The 20806-nt window shown below is 59.5% G+C and carries 21 protein-coding genes; 14 read left to right on the top strand and 7 right to left on the bottom strand.

What is annotated here, in order from left to right; genetic code table 11:
- Positions 1 to 13: 13 nt before the first annotated feature.
- Genes DBR47_RS03750 through DBR47_RS03725 form a run of 6 tightly spaced genes read right to left on the bottom strand, consistent with a single transcriptional unit; the run spans position 14 to position 6115 of the window.
- Positions 14 to 1312 (bottom strand): sulfate adenylyltransferase subunit 1, encoded by a 1299-nt coding sequence (locus DBR47_RS03750; RefSeq protein WP_124447092.1) that lies wholly within the window; start codon positions 1310 to 1312, stop codon positions 14 to 16.
- Complete coding sequence (gene cysD / locus DBR47_RS03745; protein WP_124447090.1) at positions 1312 to 2271, bottom strand: sulfate adenylyltransferase subunit CysD; 960 nt, start codon at positions 2269 to 2271, stop codon at positions 1312 to 1314. Before cysD ends, DBR47_RS03750 begins: the two co-directional genes overlap by 1 nt.
- Positions 2268 to 3074: a phosphoadenylyl-sulfate reductase gene (locus DBR47_RS03740; protein WP_231512118.1), complete on the bottom strand. Its 807-nt coding sequence runs from the start codon at positions 3072 to 3074 to the stop codon at positions 2268 to 2270. The genes cysD and DBR47_RS03740 overlap by 4 nt, the downstream gene beginning before the upstream one ends.
- Positions 3071 to 3586, bottom strand: coding sequence for a DUF934 domain-containing protein (locus DBR47_RS03735; RefSeq protein WP_231512117.1), 516 nt, complete (start codon positions 3584 to 3586; stop codon positions 3071 to 3073). Before DBR47_RS03735 ends, DBR47_RS03740 begins: the two co-directional genes overlap by 4 nt.
- Positions 3587 to 5314, bottom strand: a complete 1728-nt coding sequence (locus DBR47_RS03730; RefSeq protein WP_124447088.1) for a nitrite/sulfite reductase — start codon at positions 5312 to 5314, stop codon at positions 3587 to 3589.
- A gap of 33 nt (positions 5315 to 5347) precedes the next feature.
- Positions 5348 to 6115: a sulfite exporter TauE/SafE family protein gene (locus tag DBR47_RS03725; RefSeq protein WP_124447086.1), complete on the bottom strand. Its 768-nt coding sequence runs from the start codon at positions 6113 to 6115 to the stop codon at positions 5348 to 5350.
- 274 nt (positions 6116 to 6389) lie between these two features.
- Here DBR47_RS03725 and DBR47_RS03720 point away from each other — a divergent pair, with 274 nt between their 5' ends.
- Positions 6390 to 7292 carry an NYN domain-containing protein gene (locus tag DBR47_RS03720; protein ID WP_124447084.1) on the top strand — a complete coding sequence of 301 codons (903 nt, stop codon included), beginning with the start codon at positions 6390 to 6392 and terminating at the stop codon, positions 7290 to 7292.
- 84 nt (positions 7293 to 7376) lie between these two features.
- On the opposite strand, the gene DBR47_RS03715 is transcribed toward DBR47_RS03720, so the two are convergent.
- Complete coding sequence (locus tag DBR47_RS03715; protein WP_124447082.1) at positions 7377 to 7829, bottom strand: hypothetical protein; 453 nt, start codon at positions 7827 to 7829, stop codon at positions 7377 to 7379.
- Positions 7830 to 8140: 311 nt separating this feature from the next.
- Here DBR47_RS03715 and DBR47_RS03710 point away from each other — a divergent pair, with 311 nt between their 5' ends.
- The 13 genes from DBR47_RS03710 to DBR47_RS03655 all read left to right on the top strand — a co-directional run bounded on the left by DBR47_RS03710 (position 8141) and on the right by DBR47_RS03655 (position 20783).
- The gene (locus DBR47_RS03710) at positions 8141 to 8650 is read left to right on the top strand and encodes a DUF1993 family protein (RefSeq protein ID WP_124447080.1); all 510 of its coding nucleotides are present in this window, start codon (positions 8141 to 8143) and stop codon (positions 8648 to 8650) included.
- A 116-nt stretch (positions 8651 to 8766) separates the two neighbouring features.
- Positions 8767 to 8907 carry a hypothetical protein gene (locus DBR47_RS24660; RefSeq protein ID WP_197046856.1) on the top strand — a complete coding sequence of 47 codons (141 nt, stop codon included), beginning with the start codon at positions 8767 to 8769 and terminating at the stop codon, positions 8905 to 8907.
- A 209-nt stretch (positions 8908 to 9116) separates the two neighbouring features.
- On the top strand, positions 9117 to 9530 hold the full coding sequence (locus tag DBR47_RS03705) for a gamma-butyrobetaine hydroxylase-like domain-containing protein (RefSeq protein WP_124447078.1): 414 nt from the start codon (positions 9117 to 9119) through the stop codon (positions 9528 to 9530).
- Between the two features lie 29 nt (positions 9531 to 9559).
- Positions 9560 to 10291, top strand: a complete 732-nt coding sequence (gene ubiE, locus DBR47_RS03700; RefSeq protein WP_124447076.1) for a bifunctional demethylmenaquinone methyltransferase/2-methoxy-6-polyprenyl-1,4-benzoquinol methylase UbiE — start codon at positions 9560 to 9562, stop codon at positions 10289 to 10291.
- A 612-nt stretch (positions 10292 to 10903) separates the two neighbouring features.
- Positions 10904 to 11926 carry an EpsD family peptidyl-prolyl cis-trans isomerase gene (locus tag DBR47_RS03695; protein WP_231512116.1) on the top strand — a complete coding sequence of 341 codons (1023 nt, stop codon included), beginning with the start codon at positions 10904 to 10906 and terminating at the stop codon, positions 11924 to 11926.
- A gap of 20 nt (positions 11927 to 11946) precedes the next feature.
- Entirely contained in the window at positions 11947 to 12834 is an 888-nt protein-coding gene (gene epsE, locus DBR47_RS03690) for a polysaccharide export protein EpsE (RefSeq protein ID WP_231512115.1), read from the top strand.
- A 12-nt stretch (positions 12835 to 12846) separates the two neighbouring features.
- Entirely contained in the window at positions 12847 to 14274 is a 1428-nt protein-coding gene (gene epsF, locus DBR47_RS03685) for a chain length determinant protein EpsF (protein ID WP_124447074.1), read from the top strand.
- Between the two features lie 35 nt (positions 14275 to 14309).
- Positions 14310 to 15185, top strand: a complete 876-nt coding sequence (locus DBR47_RS03680) for a polysaccharide biosynthesis tyrosine autokinase (RefSeq protein WP_124447072.1) — start codon at positions 14310 to 14312, stop codon at positions 15183 to 15185.
- A gap of 28 nt (positions 15186 to 15213) precedes the next feature.
- Complete coding sequence (gene xrtB, locus DBR47_RS03675) at positions 15214 to 16074, top strand: exosortase B (RefSeq protein ID WP_124447070.1); 861 nt, start codon at positions 15214 to 15216, stop codon at positions 16072 to 16074.
- Complete coding sequence (gene epsI, locus DBR47_RS03670; RefSeq protein WP_124447068.1) at positions 16074 to 16754, top strand: exosortase-associated protein EpsI, B-type; 681 nt, start codon at positions 16074 to 16076, stop codon at positions 16752 to 16754. The genes xrtB and epsI overlap by 1 nt, the downstream gene beginning before the upstream one ends.
- A gap of 188 nt (positions 16755 to 16942) precedes the next feature.
- Positions 16943 to 18007, top strand: coding sequence for a glycosyltransferase family 4 protein (locus tag DBR47_RS03665; protein ID WP_197046854.1), 1065 nt, complete (start codon positions 16943 to 16945; stop codon positions 18005 to 18007).
- Positions 18004 to 19293, top strand: a complete 1290-nt coding sequence (locus DBR47_RS03660; RefSeq protein ID WP_124447064.1) for an O-antigen translocase — start codon at positions 18004 to 18006, stop codon at positions 19291 to 19293. The genes DBR47_RS03665 and DBR47_RS03660 overlap by 4 nt, the downstream gene beginning before the upstream one ends.
- A gap of 14 nt (positions 19294 to 19307) precedes the next feature.
- The gene (locus DBR47_RS03655; RefSeq protein ID WP_124447062.1) at positions 19308 to 20783 is read left to right on the top strand and encodes an O-antigen ligase; all 1476 of its coding nucleotides are present in this window, start codon (positions 19308 to 19310) and stop codon (positions 20781 to 20783) included.
- Positions 20784 to 20806 lie beyond the last annotated feature (23 nt).

The following is a 20806-nucleotide window of genomic DNA, read 5'->3' as shown; positions in this document are numbered from 1 at the left end:
CGATTGTCGCGGCTCAGCGCACCAGCAAGGCGCCGCTGGTGCGGTTGCTCGTCGGGTCCACCACGATCAGGCTGCCGCCGACGCGGTTGCTGGTGTAGGGCTCCACCGGCAGGGCGGCTTGGGTCTCGATGCGCACATGGCCGATCTCGTTGACGTTCAGCTGCGTCGCCTCCTGCTCTTGCAGGCTGTGGATGTCCAGGCGGTGCTCGATGGCGCTGATGCGGGCTTGCACCCAGCGATTGCCGTGGCGCAGCCAGTATTTGCGGCCGGGCACGGCGGGCTCGGTGTCCAGCCAGGCGAGCGTCGCTTCGAAGCTCTGCGTGGGCTTGGCCGAGCCGGGCGTGACGATCCAGTCGCCGCGCGAGACGTCCAACTGGCGGTCCAGCACCACACCGGCGGATTCACCGGCGACGCAGTGGCTGACGGTGCTGCCGGCACGGCGGACTTCGGCCACGAGGGCTGTTTCGCCGCTAGGCAGGATCTGGATCTCGTCGCCAGCCTTGATCTGGCCGTGCGCAATGCGACCCCAGAGGGTGCGGGCCTGGTGGCCCGTGCCCTCGCCGTCTTTGGCCACGTATTGCACGGGGATCAAGACCTGACCCTCGACCCGCTCCTGCACGCCGGGCAGGCTTTCCAGCACCTGCAGCAGAGAGGGGCCGTTATACCAATCGGCATCCAGGGGCTGGGTGACGTTGTCGCCACGCAGGGCCGAGACCGGCACGATGGCGGTGATGCTGATGCCCGCCTGCTCGGCAAAGGCGCGCAAGGCCTTGCTCACCGCCTCAAACGCGGGGCCGGGCTGGGCCACGGCGTCCAGTTTGTTGACGGCGAAGACGATGCTGGGCACGCGCAGCAGATGGGCCAGCAGGCTGTGGCGGCGGGTCTGGGGCAGCAAGTCCACGGCGTCCACCGAGGTGTCCAGCTTGGTGATGTCCACCAGCACCACGGCGGCGTCCGAGCCGGCGGCGGCGGTCACCATATTGCGGGTGTACTGCTCGTGGCCGGGGGCGTCGGCGATGATGAATTTGCGGGTCTTGGTGGCGAAGTAGCGGTAGGCCACATCGATGGTGATGCCTTGCTCGCGCTCGGCCTCCAGGCCGTCGGTCAGCAAGCTCAGGTCGATGGGCTCACCGGCGGCGCGCTTGGCCAAGGTGTCCAGCTGGTCGGCCAGGATGGCGCGGGAATCAAACAGCAGGCGGCCAATCAAGGTGCTCTTGCCATCGTCCACGCTGCCTGCGGTTAGGAAGCGCAGGGCGCGGTGGTGGGTGTCGACATCGCTGTCGTGAATCACGGTGTTCAATGCGGTGCTCATCAGAAATAGCCTTCCTTCTTGCGGCGCTCCATCGAGGCTTCCGAAGTTCTGTCGTCCATACGGGTGGCGCCGCGTTCGCTGACCGTGACGGTCAGGGTCTCGGCCACGATGTCGGTGGCGTCGGCGGCAGTGCTTTCCACCGGGCAGGTGCAGGTCATATCGCCCACGGTGCGGAAGCGCACGGTGGCGGTTTCCACCGTTTCACCTGCCTCGGGCGGCGTCACCTCCGTCAGCGGCACCAGCAAGCCCTTGCGGCGGATCACGGGGCGCTGATGCGCGAAGTAAAGGCTGGGCAGGGGGATGTTTTCGCGGGCGATATAGAGCCAGACGTCCAGCTCGGTCCAGTTGCTGATCGGGAAGGCGCGGAAATGCTCGCCCGGGCGGATGCGGGTGTTGAACAGATTCCACAGCTCGGGGCGCTGCTCCTTGGGCTGCCATTGGCCGAAGGCGTCGCGGTGGCTGAAGATGCGCTCCTTGGCGCGGGCCTTTTCCTCGTCGCGGCGGGCGCCGCCGATCAGCACATCAAAACGGTGTTCTTCGATGGCTTCAAGCAGCGTGACGGTCTGGTGGCCGTTGCGCGACTCCAGCGGGTGGGCCAGGCGTACGGTGCCTTTGGCAATCGACTCGTCCATGTGGGCGACGATCAGGCGCTCGCCCATCTCGGCGACGCGGCGTTCGCGGAACTCGATCACCTCGGGGAAGTTGTGCCCGGTGTCCACATGGACCAGGGGGAAGGGCAGCTTGCCCTTGAACTCATTGCCAGCCACGCGGGTCTTGAAGGCCTTTTCGGCCAGGCGCAAGACCACGCAAGAGTCCTTGCCGCTGGAGAACAGCAGACCCGGACGCTCAAAAGCGGCCGCCACTTCGCGCAGGATGAAGATGGCTTCTTCTTCCAGATGATCCAGGTGGCGCTGGTCCACCGTGGCCACCAGCTCTTGCAGATTCATGGGGGCATTCATGCCTGGGCTCCGTTCTTGTCTTGATCTTTGGAAATTTTGCTGGCGTGCAAGCCGCATTCCTTGGCGCTTTCGTCCTCCCACCACCAGCGTCCCGCGCGGAAGTCTTCGCCCACGGCGATGGCGCGGGTGCAGGGCGCGCAGCCGATGCTGGGCATGAACTGGTCGTGCAAGGCATTGAAGGGGACTTCAAAGCGCTGGATGTAGTGCCAGACATCGGCCCAGCTCCAGGCCGCCAAGGCGTTGAGCTTGACGCGGTCCGGGCCGTCGGCTTCGATGAAGGGCACCTCGGCACGGTTGGCGGATTGCTCGCGGCGCAGGCCGGTGATCCAGGCGGTGCGGCCGTGCAGCATGCGCTTCAAAGGCTCCAGCTTGCGGATGCCGCAGCATTCCTTGCGCAAGGCCAGGCTCTCGTACATGGCGTTCTCGCCGCGCGCGCGAACAAAGTGAATCACCTGGTCGTGCACAGGGCTGTAGACCTGGACTTTCAGGCCGTAGCGCTGCTCGATCTGGGGCACAAGCGCCAGGGTCTCGGCGTGCAGGCGGCCGGTGTCCAGGGTGGCGATCGTGATGGGCAGCTGGTGGCGGGCGATCAGGTCGGTGATGACCATGTCTTCCGCGCCCAGGCTGCTGGACTGGATCAATCCCGCGCCGTGGGTGTGCACCGCGTCTTGCAGCAGGGCCAGGGTCTCGGCCAGGCGCGTCTCAAAGCCGGCGGTCTCACGGGCATAGAGGGCGATGGCCGAGGCTTGCGGCGCTGCCGCAGTCGCAGCACCGAAGTTCAGCGAAGAGACTTCTCCGCTCACGCCTGCGCTCCACGGGCGAAGATCGGTTGGGTAGCCGCCACATCACCCTGGTAATGGGCCTGGAAGAAGCCCAAGGTGCGCTCGGCCGCGGCCACGCTTTGATCGGCACGCAGCTGCACCGCGTCAAAGCCGGTGCGTGCCAGCAGGGGCACCATATCGACCAAGACCTCACCGGCGGCGCGCAGCTCGCCGGCGAAGCGGTAGCGCGAACGCAGCAGATGGGCTTGGCTGTAGGCGCGGCCATCCACCCACTTGGGGAACTGCAACACGATCAGGGCCAGGCGGGGCAGGTCGGCGGCGATGTCTTCCACCGCGAAATCATTCGGCAGCTCGACGCCGGTGGGCAGGCCGGCCGGCCAGTGATCGCGCACGGCATGCCATTGCTCCAGGCTCAACAGCAGATTGGGCGCGGGATCGGGGTCGGGCTTGGGGCCGTCTTCGCCGAGCACGTGATGCCATTGCGGATGTTTGGGATCGATGAACTTCATGGTCGTCTGGGCAATCTGTGTCATTTACTGAGCCGCGCCGGTGAGGGTGCGAACGGCGTTAGCGGGGGCCTTGAAGGGCTCCAGGCCCACGCGGCGCACGGTGTCGATGAAGCGCTCGGCCTCGCTGCTGCGCTGGGCGCGGTAGGTCTGGATCACCGATTCGATGACGTCGGGCACCTCGTCCGCCGCAAACGAGGGGCCAATCACTCGGCCCGCTTGTGCATTGCCCGACAGCGTGGCGCCGTCCGAGCCGCCCAGCGAGATCTGGTACCACTCCTTGCCGTCCTTGTCGACGCCGAGGATGCCGATATGGCCGCTGTGGTGGTGGCCGCAGCTATTGATGCAGCCGCTGATGTGCAGATCGATGTCGCCGATGTCGTAGAGCTCGTCCAGGTCCTCAAAGCGCTCGGTGATGGCCGCCGCCACCGGGATGGAGCGGGCATTGGCCAGGGCGCAGAAGTCGCCGCCGGGGCAGGCGATCATGTCGGTCAGCAAGCCGATGTTCGGTGTGGCGAAGCCCTTGGCGCGGGCGCCTTCGAAGACGGCGGGCAGATCGGCCTCACGCACCCAGGTCAGCACCAGGTTTTGGTCGTGGCTGACGCGCAGCTCACCCAGGCCGAAGCGCTCGGCCAGCTCGGCGGCGTCTTCCATTTGCTCGGCGGTTGCGTCGCCGGGGGCAATGTCGTTCCGCTTGAGCGACAAGGTCACGCAGCGGTAGCCGCTGACGCGGTGGCCGTGCACATTGCGCTCCAGCCAGCGCTTGTAGGCGCCGGGCTGCACGCCGGCGAAGATGTCGCTAGCGGCAGTGGCTTGCACACCGGCCGGGATCACAAAGCTGGCCGCCACGCGGTCAAGCTCGGCTTGGGGGATCAGGTGCTCGCGGCCGCCGTGGTCCAGCTCCAGAATCTGCTTGAACTCGGTGTTCACATCGTCGAAAAAGGCCTGGCCTTCGGCCTTGACCAGAATCTTGATGCGGGCCTTGTAGGCGTTGTCGCGGCGGCCGTAGCGGTTGTAAACCCGCACGATGGCTTCGATGTAGACGAGGATCTGCTGCCAGGGCAGGAACTCGTTGATGACCTGGCCGATGATGGGGGTGCGGCCCATGCCGCCGCCCACCAGCACCTTGAAGCCCACTTCGCCGGCCTCGTTCTTCAGCAGCTGCAGGCCGATGTCATGCCAGGCAATGGCCGCACGGTCTTCGGCCGCGCCCGAGATGGCGATCTTGAACTTGCGTGGCAAGAAGGCGAACTCGGGATGCAGGGTGCTCCACTGGCGCAGCACTTCGGCGTAGGGGCGGGGGTCGACGATCTCGTCGGGGGCCACGCCGGCAAAGGCGTCGCTGGTGATGTTGCGGATGCAGTTGCCGCTGGTCTGGATGCCGTGCATGTCCACCTCGGCCAGGGCGTCCATCACATCGGCCGATTTGTGCAGGGGGATCCAGTTGTATTGCAGGTTCTGGCGGGTGGTGAAGTGGCCGTAGCCGCCCTGGCCTTCAAAGGGGCCGGACTCGGCGCGGTCGAACTCACGCGCAATCTTGGCCAGCTGGCGCAGCTGCTTGGCCGACAAGACGCCGTAAGGCACGGCCACGCGCAGCATGGGTGCATGGCGCTGCACATACCAGCCGTTCTGCAGGCGCAGGGGGCGGAACTCTTCGTCGGTCAATGTGCCCGCGATATTGCGCTCCAGCTGGTCACGGAACTGGGCCGCACGGGCGCGGACGAATTGGCGGTCGAAGTCGGTATAGGCGTACATAGGATGCGAAGAAGTTTCGAGAGTTCGAAGCAATCAGTGAATGACTTTCCAGCCAGCCATCAAAAGAGAAGCGCAGAGCAGGCCGCGCACCACAGACTCGGGCAGGCGGCGGGTCAGCTGGGCGCCCAGCCAGATGCCGGGGATGGAGCCGATCAGCAGCGGCACCAATAGCGCCCAGTCCACATGGCCCAGGGTGGCATGGCCTATGCCCGCCACCAGGGTCAGGGGCACGGCGTGGGCAATATCGCTGCCGACGATGTAGCGGGTTTCCAGGCGCGGGTAGATCAAGAGAATCAGCGTGGCGCCAATCGCGCCCGCACCGATGGAGGACAGAGACACCAGCACCCCCAGCACAACGCCGGAGGCGACGGTCAGCGCGGGTTTGCGCGACTCGGGGATGAAACGCTCCAGGCGTAAGCCCACGGCCTGCCAAGACTTCTTGAAGGCCACGACCACGGCCGTCAGCAGCAGGGCAATGCCCAGCGAAAAGGTGAGGGTGCTGGCCCAGCCCTTGGTCAGGCCGGTGAGGTGCATCAAGGCCACGGTGGCGATTGCAGCCGGGATGCTGCCGGCCAGCAGCAAGGCGGTGATGCGCCACTTCACATGGCCGTGGCGCGCATGGGCGGCCGAACCCGACATCTTGGTGATGGCGGCAAACCAGAGATCGGTGCCTATGGCCACGGCCGGGTTGAGCTTGAAGACCGAGAGCAGCAAGGGTGTCATCAGCGAGCCGCCGCCCACGCCGGTCACCCCGACGATGGCACCGACGCCAAATCCGCTTGCGATTGCTAACCAGTCCATAAAACCCTTGTGAGGCGGTGAGGCTGCCCCAGGGCTAACCGAAGCCTCGCACTGTAAGGAAGAGGGTTATATAAGCAAACTATTGATTGGTAGATTGCTTATCTTCAAAACAATATAAAGCCCTCCGTCAGGCGCTTCGCTTAAGCTCCCGCCTGCGCATCGGCCCAGGGCCGCACCCTTGGCTTGTTAGCCCTGCGGGCTCGGCCGCAGGTGGCAGCCTTGGCTGGCGTCCATTTTTCAGTTGTTTTTCTTTCTCCACATTCTTCCGGTCCCCATGTCTTCCTACAACCCGCAGCGCAACGAGGCCACCAAGGTGGCGATCTACTGGGATTTTGAGAATCTGCATGCCGTGCTGGCCAACAACGCCCATGGTGACGGCGCCTACCGCGAGAACCGCTTCCAGCCCCAGCCGGTGTTTGTGGACCTCAAGCCGATTCTGGAGTACGCGGCCTCGTTGGGCGACATCATCATCAACCGCGCCTATGGCAATTGGCAGTTTTTCGCCAACTACCGCCATGCCCTGAATGAGGCCGGAGTGGATCTGATTCAGATGTTCCCGCGCGGCTCGAATATGAAGAACAGCGCCGACATCCGCATGGCGCTGGACGCCCTCAGCGATGTGCACAACCACCCGCATCTGACCCATGTGGTGGTGATCTCCAGCGACAGCGACTTCATCAGCCTGGCGCAGAAGGTCAAGCAGGCGGGGCGCTTCATCGCCGGCGTGGGCGTGGCGGGCTTCAGCAACCGCTTCTGGACGGCCAGCTGCAACGAGTTCAAGTTCTACCAAAACCTGCTGGCCACCTCGGCCACCTCGGCGGGCGTGGACCTGGGCTCGGCCGCAGTTCCGCCCTTGCCGGTGCAAGCCCTGCCGGTCGTCGAGACGCGCGACGATGCCGAGGTGGTGGGCTCCCCCTCGCTGGACGAAGCCAAGCTGGCCCTGCAGCGCGCGCTCAAGCAGTTGGTGGACCGCAATGGCGAGAACTATGTGTCCCGCAGCGCGCTCAAGGTCTTCATCAAGCGCTTGCTGCCCAGCTTTGATGAGCAGGCCTTGGGCTGTACGAATTTCTCCGAGTTTTTGCTGCGCTTCCCTGAGCTGGTGGTCGAGGTCGACGCCATCAGCGGCGGCCATGTGGCCCTGGCCGGTCAGGCACCGGGGCAGCCAGACGCGCAGTGAATGGCGGGAGCCTCACTTTGAAGAAGAAACGGCCCGCCACCTTGATCGGTGGCGGGCCGTTCGCCCATTCAAGCCGGGGTTTGCTTAGTTCTTCTGGCCTTCGTTGGCCTTCTTCATTTCCTTGGCAATCGTGGCGTTGGCCTTGTCCTTCTTGGCAGCGGCTTCGGCCTTGACGCGGGTTTCGACTTCCTTGTACTGGTCGTTGGCGGCCTTGAGCTTGTCTTTGTAGGCGGCGCTGGATTGCGTGTCCAGTTCACGCTTGACGACCAGGGCGTCCTTGCCTTCGGCAGCGGCGGCCTTGGCCTTGACGGCGTTCTCGGCCTTGGCGGCGGCCAATTCCTTCTTGGCGGTGGCGCGGGCTTCGTTGCGGGTCTTGCGGGCGGCGCTCAGCTCAGCGCTCTTGACCTTGTTGGCCTTGCTGATCTTGGCGCGGTTTTGCACCACGGGGTCGGTGGGCTCGGCGGCCTGGGCCACGCTCATCAACAGGGGGCTGGCGGCGATAGCCAGGGCAGCCAGGGTGTTCAGGAATTTGCTCATGATTTTTCCTTCAAAGGCGAACAACAAAACAAGGGACACCCGGCCACGCTGGGTCCGGGCGAAACCTGCTAATCCTAGGCTGGCTTTGTGCGGCGATCGCCCGCCAAACTGCCTTGTTGTACGGAGCCGACTGATTTTTTAGGGGACAAGGACGCGTTTGTCTTCAAGCCCTGGAGCGGGCAAGGGCATATTGCGGCTTCAGCAGCAAGCGGCTGGCGCTGCCAGAATGCGGGCCGCGGCTGCAATCGATGTCGCCCCCTACTGATTCTTCCCTTTCTCTCTTTTTCTCCGACCCTGCGGAGCCTCAAGCCATGAGCCAAGCCATGTATCAAGCCAGCGTGCCCGTCTTCAAACAAATGTTGGGCAGCCTGGCTGCCGTTCTGGCTAAGGGCGAGGCCCATGCCCAGGCGCGCGGCTTTGAGCCCGCCGTGCTGCTGCAAGGCCGCCTCTTCCCCGATATGTTTGCCCTGACCAAGCAGGTCCAGGTGGCTTGCGACTTCGCCAAGGGCGTGTGTGCCCGCCTGGCCGGCGTCGAAGTGCCTTCGGTGGAAGACAAGGAGCAGAGCTTTGCCGATCTGCAGGCGCGCATTGCCCAGACCCTGGCCTTCATCGAAAGCCTGGACGCGGCCAAGTTCACTGATGCCGCCAGCCGCGAGATCATCGTGCGCCCCGGCACGCCCAAGGAGCGCCGCTTCCAGGGCCAGGACTATCTGCTGCACTACGGTCTGCCCCAGTTCTTCTTCCACATCACCACCAGCTACAACATCCTGCGTCACCAGGGCGTGGACTTGGGCAAGAAGGACTACATGGGCGTTTATTGAGCCCGGCGCAGGCCTGCAGCCCTGAGTGGCCCGGAACGCATGGCACACTGAGTCACCAGGGGCGGATTCAGCCCCTCACCATCGGTGCGTCAGGCACAGCAACCTAGGAGAAGCTCATGGCCAAAGGACAGCAAAAAAGCAATAAAGAAGCGAAGAAGCCCAAGAAAGACACTTCTCCGCCCAAGCCCATCTCCTCCGGCGCCGTGATGCCCACGGTCACCACCGTGGTTCCGGATCGCAGCAAGAAGGCCAAGTAAGGCCAAGGCGCCGGCCTCCGGCGCAGGTCCGAGAAGACGAGCAAGCCAAGCTTGCGTATGCCTGTCCAGGCATGCCGGCTTGGCTTTTTCACGCCCGCTGGGCGCCCCCAGCCCATGGGCGGGGCCCGGCCCCGGCGCTACACTGGCGGCCCGGCTGAGCCTGATGGCGCCCGGGTCTTCCTAATTTTCCTTCTCGTATCCTCCTCAAAATGGCCGGACTTTCCGCGAACACGCCCACGCCCACCGAGATCACCGTGCACCAGCAGTCCAAGGTGTTGGAGGTGGCCTTCAGCGACGGTGCGCGCTTTCGCATCCCCTTTGAGCTGATGCGGGTCTACAGCCCCTCGGCCGAGGTCAAGGGCCATGGCCCTGGACAAGAGACTCTGCAAACCGGCAAGCGTGAGGTCAATATCACCGCCTTGGCGCCGGTCGGGCATTACGCCATCCAGCCGCAGTTCTCCGACGGGCATGAGAGCGGCCTCTACTCCTGGGAGTATTTGTACGACTTGGGCGCGCGCCAGGCCGAACTGTGGCGCGACTACGAAGCCCGCTTGGCCGCCGCCGGATTGGGCCGCGACGATGCCATGCCCATCAAGTCTTCCGGCGCCTGTAGCAGCCACTAAGCCCGGACCACCGTTAAAGAGATTCTTCTATGAGCAGCACCCATTTCGGCTTCCAGACCGTTGACGAGCGTGAGAAGGCCAGCCGCGTGCGCGGCGTGTTCGACTCCGTGGCCAGCAACTACGACTTGATGAACGACTTCATGTCCATGGGCATGCACCGGGCCTGGAAGGCTTACACGGTGGCCGTGGCCAATCTGAAGCCGGGCGAGCGGGTGTTGGACATCGCTGCCGGCACGGGCGATCTGACGCGTGCCTTCGCCCGCAAAGTCGGCGAGACCGGCATGGTGGTGCACACCGATATCAACGAAGCCATGCTGCGCGAGGGCCGCAACCGCCTGCTCAACGAAGGCCTGGTGCTGCCCACCGGCTTGTGTGATGCCGAGAAGCTGCCCTTTAAATCGGCCAGCTTCGATCTGGTCAGCGTGTCCTTCGGTCTTCGCAATATGACCCACAAGGACCAAGCCCTGGCCGAAATGTGCCGGGTGCTCAAGCCCGGTGGCCGCTTGCTGGTGCTGGAGTTCTCCAAGGTGGCCGCGCCCCTGCAAAAGCCTTACGACTGGTATTCCTTCAACATCCTGCCCCGCCTGGGCAAGTGGGTGGCGGGTGATGCCGACAGCTACCGCTACCTGGCCGAGTCCATTCGCATGCACCCTGGCCAGCAAGAGCTCAAGGCCATGATGAAGACGGCCGGCTTTGGCCATGTCGATGTGCACAACCTCAGCGCGGGCCTGGTGGCCCTGCATGCCGGTATCAAGTGCTGAGGCCCTGAGTAGTAGACAAACCGCAAGAAACGGCATCGCTTGATGCCGTCAGGCTCAGTTCAAGGCCGCATCCTCGCGGCCTTTGACCGCCGCCCTGGCTCCGTGCCGGGGCCGCCCAGCGAACACAGCCTGCGCATCCTCACATTCCGTCACATCTGCCCCCCTTAGTCGTGGGGGTAGAGCCCCCTCGAAACCCGATATGGTCAAGGCGCTTGGAAAAGCGTCGGGGCGAGCCTCGGCTTGGCGTCTTTGGGCGCTGGATTGAGCCGCCGGTGGATTGCGTGCAGATTCGGCGTTTGCCCTGGGGCACGCAAGCATCGTGGGTTTGCTTCGCCGGCAGCCTGCGGGCCGAGTCTGCATCGTCCTCCCTCAGGCCTTTGCCCGGGCGGCTTTGGCCGTCAGGCAAGGGCTTGTAATTGCGGGTAATCCTCGGGTCGACCGCGGGTAAACCGTGAGTTTGGGCCGGACGAAAGAGGGAGTTTGGGGAGGGCATTTGTCATTTTCCAAAGTTACACTCGGCCGTCCTATGAAGGCTGGGCTGGGCGCTGCTTTGCAGCATCTATGTGTTGCGCTGGAGAACCCGGCGCTTCGTGCAGAAAAGAGAAAGTTGCCATGTACTTGAAGAACGACCAAAAACAAATCCATGCCATGAGTGCTTTTGCCAACTTCCGAGTCGCTGCCGTGGCGCTCGCCGTGGTGGCCGTGGCCCTGACCGGTTGCGGGGACGGCAAGAAGTCTGAAAAGGCTTCGCAGACCGCCGCCAAGGTCAACAAGGAAGAGATCACCGTTCATCAGATCAACTACGTGCTGCAACGCCAGCAAGGCCTCAAGCCCGAGCAGGCCGAGGCCGCCAGCAAGCAAGTGCTGGAGCGTCTGATCGATCAGGAGCTGGCCGTGCAAAAGGCCCAGGAACTGAAGCTGGACCGCGACCCCCGTGTGGTGCAGCAGATCGAAGCCGCCAAGCGCGAAATCATCTCGCGTGCCTATGTCGAGCGCATCGGCGAGTCGGTGGCCAAGCCCAGCAACGACGAAATCTCCAAGTATTACAACGAGAAGCCCGCGCTCTTCAAGGATCGCCGCATCTACAGCCTGCAAGAAGTCTCCATCGAGGCCAAGCCCGAGCAGTTCGAGCAGATCCGCAGCAAGCTGCAAACCGCCAAGAGCATGGCCGAGTTTGCCGAGTTCTTGAAGGCCAATGACTTCAAGTTCACCGGCAACCAAGCCGTGCGCGCCGCTGAGCAACTGCCTCTGGCTGGGCTGGATGCGATTGCCCGCATGAAGGACGGCGACTCCGCCGTGTCGCAAACCCCGACCGGCCTGACCGTGCTCTTCCTGGTGGGCTCGCGCAGCCAGCCGGTGGACGAAGCCCGCGCCAAGCCCGCCATCGAAGCCTTCTTGCTCAATCAGCGCAAGGGCGAGCAGGTTCAAAAAGACATCAAGGCATTGCGTGATGCAGCCAAGGTGGAGTACGTCGGCAAGTTTGCCGAAGGCGCGCCCGGTGCCGCCTCGGCACCCGCCGCAACGGCAGCTCCGGCCGCAGCCAGCGCCGCTCCGGCGGCCGTGACCGCACCCGCGCCCGCCAGTGCTGGCGGCTTGAACGCTGCTGACATCTCCAAGGGCATGGGCCTGAAATGAAGTTGAAGAGGAAGGGATCGATGAAGATGTTGACGCGCATGCAGCAAGAGAACGCCCGCACGATTCGCCCGCTGGGCCTCAGCGGCCTGGCCCTGAGCCTGTCACTTGTGCTGGCGATGTCGGCGGCCCCGGCCGCCGCTCAAACAGCCGCTGCCGCGCCTGCCAGCGCAGCAACCCAGAGCGCCGAATACCGCCTGGGCTCGGGTGATGTGATGCGCGTCACCGTCTATCAGAATCCCGACCTCACCCTGGAGACCCGCGTTTCCGAAAATGGCCTGGTGTCCTACCCCTTGCTGGGTAATATCAAGGTGGGCGGCCTGAGCGTGACTCAGGCTGAAAACCTGATCTCCGAGGGCTTGAAGAAGGGCAACTTCGTCAAGAACCCCCAGACCACCATCGTCGTGCTGCAGGTCAAGGGCAACCAGGCCAGCGTCTTGGGCAATGTGAATCGCCCTGGCCGCTATCCGATTGAAACCGCTGATATGCGTTTGACGGATCTGATCGCCACTGCCGGTGGCGTCGCCAGCACGGGCGCCGAAGTTCTGGTGGTCAGCGGCAAGCGCAACGGCCAGCCCTACCGCGTGGAAATCGACCTGCCCGCCATCTTCGCCCCCGGCGGCTCGGCCAATGACATCTTCATCCAGCACGGTGACGTCGTCTGGGTGGACCGCGCCCCCATGGTCTACATCTACGGCGAGGTGCAACGCCCCGGCCCCATGAAGTTGGAGCGCGGCATGACTGTCATGCAAAGCCTGGCTACAGGCGGCGGCATCACCTTGCGCGGCACCGAAAAAGGCATCCGCGTGAACCGCAAAGACAGTGAAGGCAAGGTCGAAACCCTGCAATTGCCCATGGACGCGCCGTTGAAAGATGGTGATGTTGTGTATGTCAAAGAGAGTTTGTTCTAAGAGGGCGCCGCAATGAGTTTCGGGCAATTTATTTCAATTCTCAAAGCGCGTTGGTGGGTTGCGGCGCTGATTTTCGGCTTGACGGTTTTGACGACCTTGGTCATCAGCCTCTTGATGCCCAAGCAATACGTCGCGACGGCGTCTGTTGTGGTCGATATGAAGCCTGACCTTTTGTCAGGTTCCTTCCCCGGCATGATGATGCCAACTTATATGGCGACCCAGGTCGACGTGATTCAGAGTGATCGCGTGGCTCAGAAGGTCGTCCGGAATCTGAAGTTGACCGAGAACCCTCAGGTTCGACAGCAATGGCTGGACGCGACCAAGGGTGAAGGCTCAGTCGAAGCATGGTTGGCCGAGACCTTCCAAAAAAGCTTGGATGTGAAGCCGTCGCGTGAGTCGAATGTGATCAGCGTCAGCTACAAGGCTCCCGACCCCCGTTTTGCCACAGGCTTGGCCAATGCCTTTGTGCAGGCCTATTTGGACACAACGCTTGAATTGCGTGTTGATCCTGCCAAGCAATACTCCAACTTCTTTGACACACGATCCAAAGAGGCGAGAGCGGCACTGGAAGCTGCGCAAGCACGCTTGTCCGCCTTTCAAAGTGAGAAGGGCATCATCGCAAATGACGAGCGTTTGGACGTGGAGAACTCGCGCTTGAATGAGTTGTCTTCCCAGTTGGTGGCCTTGCAGGCGGTGTCGTCGGAATCGGGTAGCCGACAGGCGCAGGCGCAAGGCGCTTCGGGAGACAAGCTTCAGGAAGTGCTGAATAACCCAATCATTTCCAATTTGAAGGTTGAACAGGCTCGTTCCGAGGCTCGTTTGCAGGAACTCAGCTCCAAACTTGGCGACAGCCACCCTCAGGTTATCGAAATCAAAGCCAATATTGCGGAAACCCGCAAGCGCATCGAATCCGAAACCAACCGTGTCACTGGTGGCGTTACTGTTAGCAACACCATTAACAAGCAGCGCTTAGCCGAAGTGCGCGCGTCTTTGGAAGCACAGCGCGAAAAGGTTTTGCATCTGAAAGCAGTGCGTGACGAAGGCTCTGTGATCGTTCGCGATGTTGAAAACGCTCAGCGCTCCTATGACGCTGTACTCAGCCGTCTGACGCAAACCAATCTTGAAAGCCAGACCACGCAAAGCAATGTGAACATATTGACTCAGGCGACGCAGCCGCTTGAAGCGTCGTCTCCCAAGGTGTTGCGCAACACCCTGCTTTCGGTGGTGATCGGGGCTGTTCTAGCCATTGCCTCGGCTATGGCCTTGGAGTTGATGGATCGACGGGTGCGTGCAGTAGAAGACATTGCAGCGGCGGTTGGTCTGCCCGTGCTGGGCCTGATTCCCAAGCCCAACGCGAAGCGCGGCAAAGGAGTCTCCCCCCTGTCATTGATGCAACAACGACTGATCAAGAGTCTGCCTGCGCCTAAACGCTCCGCCTGATCAGCACCTCGCACGCAGAATTCAAAGTGAGTGATATGGATAGCAAGCGCAATATGCCAGGCAATCAAACAGAAGTCCGCGACCGTTCAATTGGCGCAATCATCAGTGAAACCCGTAACCTTTCTGCCGACCAGGTTGAGCGCATTCTTGCGTATCAGCTTGAGAAGGGCGTGCGGTTTGGTGAAGCGGCGATCTCGCTTGGCTTTGCCAGTGCCGATGACGTGTTGTTCGCCTTGGCTCAGCAGTTCCATTACCCCTACGCCGCAGAAGAACAGCGCAAACTAAGCCCCGAGCTCGTTACTTTCAACCAACCGTTCTCGCTTCAATCCGAGGCTTTTCGTGCGACTCGCAGTCAAATCACCATGCGGGTCTGGAGCGATTCCGAACCCCGTCGTGCGTTGGCCGTGGTTAGCCCTGAAATCGGTGATGGCAAGACCTATTTCGCTGCCAACTTGGCTGTAGTCTTGGCACAACTCGGTGGTCGTACCTTGCTGGTTGACGCGGATATGCGCTCGCCAAGACAACATGACGTATTCAATCTGAATAACAACGCTGGTTTGTCTGGCATCCTGTCAGGGCGAGCCGAGTCCAGCGTCATTCAGCAAGTGGTGGGTGTCCCAAGCTTGTTCGTCATGCCCGTGGGAAGCACGCCTCCTAATCCACTCGAATTGGTCGAGCGTCCGGCCTTCGCATTGCTGATTCGGGAACTTTGCAGCAAGTTCGACCATGTTGTGGTGGATACACCTGCGGCCGAACTAGGGGCGGATGCTTCTGTCATCGCAGCCCGTTGCGGCGCGGCAATTGTTGTAGCGAGAAAAGACGCTTCACGCGTGGCGAGCTTGCAAGACATGGTGGCAGTGATGTCCGGCAGCCCTGTGCGTTTTGCTGGCGTGGTAATGAACGAGTATTGAAGGCAGCGAAATGCTAGGGCAAGCCACTATGCGCAATAACTCCACTGTGCAGACTTGGGCGCCGGCAGCAATGCTGGCCTTTGGTCTGCTCGTCATGTTTGGACCAGTTTTCAACACTTTGGTTCACACGGTCTGGGCTTCGGATGAACAGGGGCACGGTCCCATCATCTTGGCGGTAGTCTGCTGGTTACTTTGGCAGCGGAGAGAGCAGTTTGCTGCAGCGGTTACTAAAGCCAAACCTGCCGGAGCCTTGGCTTGGTTTTGGCTCGCCTTTGGTCTGGCACTTTACTTTGTTGGCCGCCTTCAGAACATTGTGATGTTCCAAATGGGGGCCTTGATACCTCTGTTGATTGGTTCTTTGGCCGTCGTGTTTGGCTGGGCCGTTGTAAGAATTGCTTCCTTCCCCATTTTCTTCTTGATCTTTGCCGTCCCATTGCCCGGCCCGGTTGTTGATGCGTTGACATCCCCGCTCAAACATGCAGTTTCTTGGGTCGCGGAACAGATCATGTGGCGCGCGGGTTACCCTATTTCACGCAGTGGCGTGATTCTGATGGTTGGGCCCTATCAATTGCTCGTGGCCGATGCCTGTGCGGGTTTGAACTCAATGTTCACGTTGGAAGCGCTGGGCTTGCTGTATATGAATATCGTCGGCCACACGAATCGACTGCGTAATGTTTTGCTGGCAATCCTCATTGTTCCCATGAGTTTTACAGCTAACGTAGTACGCGTGATTGTCCTGATTTTGGTTACCTATCATTTTGGTGATGAAGCCGGACAAGGCATCGTGCACGGTGCAGCAGGGATGCTGCTGTTTGTGGTTGCACTTGGATTGATGATGGTGATTGACTCCATCCTGTCCTTCTTCTTTCGCAAGAAGGAGGTGAAGTGATGCGTTCCATATTTGTTCGTCCAGCAATTGTCCTGGCCCTGATGTTGGGTGCCTCAGCGTTAAGCGTACTTGCGATTCCAGACGCGCGAATTTCAGACACTCGGGCAAGCTTCAGCCTGGAAGAGTCGGTGCCTAAGGAGTTCGCCGACTGGAAGGTGGATACGACCAGCGTACCCCTGCCTCCTTCTCCAGATCAACAGTCTGTTTTGAATGCCATTTACGACCAGATATTGAGTCGTACTTATGTTAATAGCAAGGGTGAGCGGATCATGCTGTCCATCACCTATGGTTCGCGTCAGAATCAGCAAATGCGGGCGCACCGGCAAGAAGTTTGTTATTCGGCCCAAGGGTTCAAAATCAGTGGCTTGGAGCGCCTGCCGCTAACAATCGCAGGTGGAACCATTCCTAGCACGCGCATGGTGGCGACCCAAGGGCAGCGGGTGGAGCCCGTTACCTATTGGTTCACAATGGGCGATCAGGTGGTGTTGACATACTTTGAACGTGAGTGGGCACAACTGAAATTTGCCATGTCCGGCTATATTCCTGATGGCTACTTGGTGCGGATATCAAGTTTATCGAGTGAAGGTCAAGTTGCATTTGATAAGCAAATCGCGTTCGCAAATCAGTTGTTTCCGACGTTGAATCCCGATCTGCGACGACGATTGACTGGCAATAGTTAAGTTGCCGCTGTTCTTAACGATAGGGCTGATGCGCCGCAATTGCGGCGCATCTTTTTGGTGGAGTTTAGAATTTCCTTGCTCTTCGAGGCCCTGGTCCTTTGGTCACCATATATAGGCAGTTGCAAGTGGGTAAATCTGCGCGAGGAATAAGGAGTATTTGTTTTGTCGCTCCCTGGGCTTATCCCACCTTGGTTCGAGATGCAAGCGTCAAGGTGGTGGGAGGCTCTGAGGTTCAGCAAACCATTCTTGCGCGTGAATTTGTTCGGCGGGGTTACCAGGTCTCTATGGTTTGCCTGGATTACGGGCAACGAGAGGGAATGGAGGTTGACGGTGTCACCATCTATAAAGCCTACAAAACAGGCCTAGAAGCACCCAAAATTGGCACGCTAGGCGTCATCAAGAGCATTTGGAAAGCGATGGCCAAGGCGAATGCTGACTTGTACTATCAGCAAAACTGCAGTGCATTTACGGGGTATGTGGCAAGTTACGCACGACTGAACGGTAAGTTGGCAATGTACTGTGGCGCAAGTGACGAGGATTTTGTCAGAAACCTTCCCCGCCTGCATCGAAAGAAAGAGAAATTCTTCTTCCGTTTGGGTTTGCGACTGGCCAGCGCGATCATTGCTCAATCGGAGCGGCAAGTTGCAGCCTGTCAGGATAGCTTCGGCCTGAAGAGCGAAGTTATCCGGAGTTGCTACGGGCATCAAGGTGCACTTTCCAACCAAGACGGGGTGGTGCTTTGGTCTGGCCGCTTGGCAAAAATCAAACGACCAGATTTGTTTGTTGAGCTGGCCAAGCGATGCCCTGAGTTTCGTTTCAGAATGGTCGGTGGAGGAGAGCCTGAATTGACCCGCGCCTTGAACGAGCAAGCCGCCGGCCTGAGTAATATTGACTTACTTGGATTTGTGCCTTACGCGGAAGTCGAGCAGTATTTTGACGATGCTTCTGTCATCGTGAATACATCTCCATCTGAGGGGTTCCCAAATACGTTTCTACAGGGGTGGTCGCGCGGCATGCCATCTCTGTCCTTCTTTGATCCGGCTGCAAAGGTGAACGGGAGACCCGTTGGCGTTGTGGTTGAAGATATGGAGCAGATGGCGGCTGAATTGCGGCGGCTGAAAAATGACTTGCCTCACTGGCAGCAGCACTCTGCGGATTCAAAAGTTTTTTTCAGTGGAAATTTTGCACTTGATCATGTTGCTGACGAGTACGAGAGCCTTTTTCGGCGCCTAAGCTTCGAACGTACTAAATGACAGGAAACAAGCTTTCGAAGCTAGGTTTAGGGCGCAGCCTAAGCCTAGGTGCGTTGCAATCCATTGTTCGTTTGGTGCTGGGGTTTGCCAGCATCAAGGTGACTGCCGTTTGCATCGGCCCTGCCGGTCTGGCACTGGTTGCCCAACTGAATAATTTTATTTCTCTGGTTCCTGGCGTCTTGGCGAATCCTGCTGGCACAGCAATTGTGCGTCTCGGGGCTGAACATCATGACGATGAACAAGCACGAAACTTAATTTACTCAACTGCGCTCAAGTTGGTGCTGATTGCTGCATGCGTTACGGCATTGTTTCTATTGATTGCCGCGCCTTGGTTAAGCGAGTTCTTGCTTTCCGATGTCTTGTACGCGCCGATTGTCAGAGTTTCAGCATTTGCTATCGTCGCCGTGGCGATGAATATCGTGCTGGTCAGCGCGCTAAATTCAATCGGCGAGTTGGCCTTGATGGCTAAATTGCAGGTGCTTTCGACGCTCGCTGGATTTGCGCTATTTGTCCCAGGTGCATATTTTTGGGGCGTGAATGGCGCCTTGATCGGTTCGGTACTTGGCTATGTCATTGGACTGGCCATGACTTCAGTACTCATGCTGCGCAGATCGCCTCTGCGTGTGGTGGACTTCAATGCGAAGCCCAACAGATCTTCAATCAAGCAGGTGCTTGCTTTCTATCCGATGCTGATTGTTCATGCGGCGCTTTTGCCGCTGACTATGTTGGTCGTTCGAAATCTCATGATGTCGCAAGCTGGTCTTGAGGCGGCTGGCTATTGGCAAGCGGGTTGGCGGTTGTCGGATACCTATTTGGCGCTGCTCATGACGGCTGTTTCCATGTATTACATGCCGAAGCTGGGTGCATTGGCCAAGCAGCCCGAACTCTTCGCTGCAGAAGTGCGCAAGACCTTGTTTGCCGTCGTTGCCTTGACTGGTGGTGCTGCATTGATGATCTTCCTGTTGCGGCATTGGATTGTGAAAATCGTCTTAGCCCCCTCCTTTTTGCCCGTGGTCGACTTGCTGGGATGGCAGCTGATTGGTGATGTTTTTAAGATGGCTGCCTGGGTGCTGGCGATGACCTTGACCGCGCGAATGGCGAGTGCGTGGTTTGTCGGTGCGGAGGTGCTTCGCTCAGCCTTGTTTGTCGGGTTGGCGATGTGGTGGCTGCCAAGCCATGGAGTGAAGTCAGTGAACTTGGCCTACGCTTTGGCCATGTTTGCCCAATTGAGTGTTTCAATCTTCGCGCTGAGAGATGTTGTGTTTCTCAGAAGCAATCGCGTCTGACTAGGTGAATTGACATGAAATGGTTTGTCGTTTTGGGCATGGCCTTTCTGGCGCTTTTTATGGGCCTAGCTACCGCATTTGCCGGGCCCATTGTTTTGGTCGCATTTTTGCCGCTTGCAATGGTGATAGGTCTCGTCTTTGATTACCGAATTGCCGTCGTCTTCCTTGCCCTTGCGATTTCTTTGAGTAGCTCAGCTTTGTTGCCGCAAGCCCAGGGCTTGAATCCAATTTCGTACGCAATTTTCGGCGCGTTTTTGGTTCTAGTTATCAAGAATGCATTCAAGTCAGTGCCGACGGTATGGCCGCCGCTTGATATCGCCTTGATCTTGATGGTGCCCATTGTTTTCGGTGCGCTTCTAGCGGTACCTCACTTGGGGGTGGCACGACAAAACATGGGCGCACGTGAGTTTGCTTCGACCTATGAGACGTTCCCATTTTTGAAGCAATACATTTTGCGGCCGTTCTACTTTTTGATGTTCGCATTCTTGGTGGCGAATGCTGTGAAAGAAAGTAAGCGACCGGAGAGATTTGTTTTCCTGTTCTCAGTTGCGGCGCTGGTGCCTTCGGCGGTGGTGTTTCTCGCGGTCGCCCTGGCCGGTGCGAATTTGGAAGTATTGCAGTCACAGCGAGGCTTCCTGAGCGGGTTTGGCTTGCATAGCAATGAATTTGGCAAGTTGTTGGCGTTTGCTTTTGGGCCCTTGTTATTTGCAGCATTTGCTAGCAAGGGAATAGCCAGAACATGGTTTGTTTTTGCGCTGACAATTTTGTTGGCAGCAATTATTTTTACATTTACTCGCGCCGCATACATCTCTGTTTTTATTACAGTAGTCATCTTTCTTTGGCAAAGAAAGCAGGTGGGATTAATTTTGGGGGCTGTAAGCTTGGTCGTGGTCTTGGCCGTGGCTGCGCCGAAAGCAGTTGTTGATCGTGTCACCACCGGAACCGATTCGGCCAGTATCTCAGCAACAAAAACTGGTGAAGCGAATGATAAGTTGACAGCCGGCCGGATTGCCGGAAATTTGATGCTCTTCCCCGAGGTTTTAAAGAGTCCAATTTGGGGTAGTGGAACTGGGTCTACCGCTTGGAGTTATGCAGTTTCTAAGGGGCTTTATTTGCCGAGTCACCCGCATAATATGTATCTTGCATTGCTAATGGATGTAGGCTTGCTTGGTTTTTGTGTGGCTTTGTATTTCTATTACCGTTTTGGTAAGGCGCTCAGGGCACTTGCACAGACGGAAACTGTCCCTAGTTTATTGCGCGCCTTTTTTGGTGGTGCTTGGGCTTCACTGGTTGGCATGATGTTTATGGCACTTTCAGGCGGTCAGTGGGTCCCCCACCCGGAGCAGTCGTTCCTGTGGTTGACCTTTGGCATTACCTTGGCGTACTGGTCAGAGGTCGCTGTAAACCGGAAAAAGAGAGGCGAAGGCAGGAGGTATGCCTGGGGCATAAAACCTATGAATTTGGCTAGCGAGACACGAACGTTTCGATGAAGCAAGATTTACCTTTTTTCTTC

This window comes from Paucibacter sp. KBW04 (assembly GCF_003852425.1).
GTDB lineage: Bacteria > Pseudomonadota > Gammaproteobacteria > Burkholderiales > Burkholderiaceae_C > Paucibacter_A.
This window is presented reverse-complemented; position numbering and strand designations above follow the sequence as displayed.